Below are 2,393 nucleotides of genomic sequence, written 5' to 3'. Positions count from 1 at the left end.
CTAAAATACAAAAGATAATCATTTAAATCTCTAATAAATACCCACCTTGCCACTACTGAATCGACATAGACAAAATGAGAACTTATGCAAATATTTGTCTATATTTTTAGTTATAGTTAATTACTCTTTGATATTGCCGAAGTAAACTGTTTGTCCTTAAAAATCTCTGTATCTTCAGCAAAGTAACAAAATAGCAGTCGAGATAAGAAAATATTAAGGTGATGTAAGTTCTCTTTATTGTTTAAGTCGTCTTCATTGAAATTATCGGCTTTAATTTCGTCAAATAGCTTTGCTAGTTTTTCAGCAGCCTTAACATCCGCAGGGTTTTCACCTTGATATACAGCTTTCTCCATCCCAGCCCATGGTAAGAAGAAATCAAATTTTTTAGCTAAATCACCAAAAGGAACATCCAATGTATCTTGTGTTTTAGTATCTATGGCCAATAGAGTTTTGAAGTCAGTTACGATCAAGAAGCGAATCTTATTGCTTTCAGTTCGCTTTTCATTCTTCATTTGATCAATAAGACCATGCAAATCATGCTGTTTTGTAATTTTGAAGTATATTTGACGTTTCCAAAAAACGGTGTTTTCCTTATCTTCAGCTAAATTGCGCTCACCATTACGAACTCGTCCAATAGATTGGCTACGATGTCCATAAGCTAAAAGCAACTCATAGATAAATTCTTTTCGATGTAGCTCGCCTTTAGAAATTTTATGAATGAGTTGTTTAACATTTTCTTCGATTTGGACAATATTCATTTGTGTAGATGACCGTATTAAAGCTAATAATTAGTTTATAGAAACAATAAGTTATTTAAACCATAGAATTTTAAATATGCGACATATATTGTCGCATATTGCATATATAAGTTTCTGTGTCAAAAAAGAAATTAATCTGTCTGTCCTCGATCAATTTGTAATAGGCCTTTATTTAGCTTTTCACGAGATATCCCATGTGTATAGGCGTTGTACTGCCAAACCACAAACTGTTCCAACAAGGCAACATTCTCTCTCTCTAACCGTTCAACCTCACGAGTCAAACGTTCGATACGCTGCGCTGCAACTGCAAGGGTTGCTGGAATCTTTAGATCTTTGACATCATTTTTCTCTCGCTCTTTAGCTAGTCTGTAGGCTCCAGCCACTCGACTAAACTTGTGCAAGGTTTGCCTAGTAGGCTTGAAACCTATAGCTTTTACACAAGCTGCACAGAGAGCCTCCCAAGTCAAACTACCATCCCATCCATCAAGCAGCTCTATGATTACCTCAATATCCTTGTCAGTTAGATGACGTGATTTTTTTCCCACTGTTAATCCTCTGTTAATAAACGTGCTCTATCAAGAAAAGCTTCATTGTTTTTACGTGCTCGGGCATCTATTGCTCTTTTCACAGGACTGTACTCCTGAAGGTTATGCAGTTTAATCACAGAGCCATTGGGTACGGTTGGGTCTTTTAGGATGCGAAGTAATTCTTCCACTCTTTGTAGTGTCATTTTTGTATGTTCATACCACCTATCTACGCCAGCTATACCTTCAGTAATATTAACGTCCATCTTTTCTATCAAAGCTTTATTGTGTTCATAAATGATCTGAACATTTTCAAGGCGCTTATCCCCTTTGACACAAACCTGCTCAGTGCAATTTAAACAATCAAGAAACTTTTGGCATGGAGACATTGTATAGTCATGAATACAATAGCCAATTTCAGTGATATGGGCAGTAGGTATGGCTAGAATATTGAAAGCTTGACGATCAATAGGAAGCTTTTCAGAAATTTTTTGCCGTAGTTCCTCCAAAGGACTATCCACCATCAGGTCGTTATCCCTACTTCGTATCATGTCAACTATTTCGAATTCTGACATATGATCATAAACACGGTTTTGTTTTACTTCTATTCGACCAGACCATCTAGCAATGTCAATTTGGCTCATACCACCTCTTTGAGCCATTGTATTAAGCAAGTGTCGCAGCGCATGCGACTTTAATTTTACAGGTGTACCATCTGCATTTTTATATCCATGACGCTCAAAGAAACTTCCATTAACAGTTGAGCCATTTTCAGAAATCCGTGAGATTAAAGTATCTCTATTGGCCCTAAATACATTAACCTTAGAAATATTTCGACTACCCGAAGGTGCAAGCTGGCCTTGTTGAAAACAAAATAATGCTTCCGAGAATTTAATGTTTCTACTCTTATCAAAGAGTGGAAAATCTTTGGGCTGCTTTTTAATTATCTCTTTTTGGATAATAGATAAAGTAGCTTCCTTCATCGTAAGCGTCCGCTGAACCCCACTTTTTCTAACTCATTAATACCGCGATAGTGTCCACTTAAATTTAAGTGGACACCTATTTATGGATTTAAAGACAGTTATAGACAGTGCACCAACGCTAAAAAAGC

Annotated in this window: 2 protein-coding genes and 1 pseudogene; all 3 read right to left on the bottom strand. The window is 36.4% G+C overall.

Annotated features, from left to right (window positions below):
• Nucleotides 1–119: 119 nt before the first annotated feature.
• Nucleotides 120–758: pseudogene (locus FTT63_RS15230) on the bottom strand (type IIL restriction-modification enzyme MmeI); the annotation flags it as partial.
• A gap of 131 nt (nt 759–889) precedes the next feature.
• Complete coding sequence (locus FTT63_RS15225; protein WP_129717113.1) at nt 890–1,303, bottom strand: hypothetical protein; 414 nt, start codon at nt 1,301–1,303, stop codon at nt 890–892.
• 2 nt (nt 1,304–1,305) lie between these two features.
• On the bottom strand, nt 1,306–2,265 hold the full coding sequence (locus FTT63_RS15220) for a hypothetical protein (protein WP_180192464.1): 960 nt from the start codon (nt 2,263–2,265) through the stop codon (nt 1,306–1,308).
• Nucleotides 2,266–2,393 lie beyond the last annotated feature (128 nt).

This window comes from Acinetobacter sp. C15 (assembly GCF_013420645.1).
In the GTDB taxonomy this organism is placed as follows: Bacteria; Pseudomonadota; Gammaproteobacteria; order Pseudomonadales; family Moraxellaceae; genus Acinetobacter; species Acinetobacter indicus.
This window is presented reverse-complemented; position numbering and strand designations above follow the sequence as displayed.

What these genes read in the sequence shown, in the direction of transcription:
- FTT63_RS15220 (WP_180192464.1), bottom strand. Translation starts at nt 2,265, where the DNA reads ATGAAGGAAGCTACTTTATCTATTATCCAAAAAGAGATAATTAAAAAG.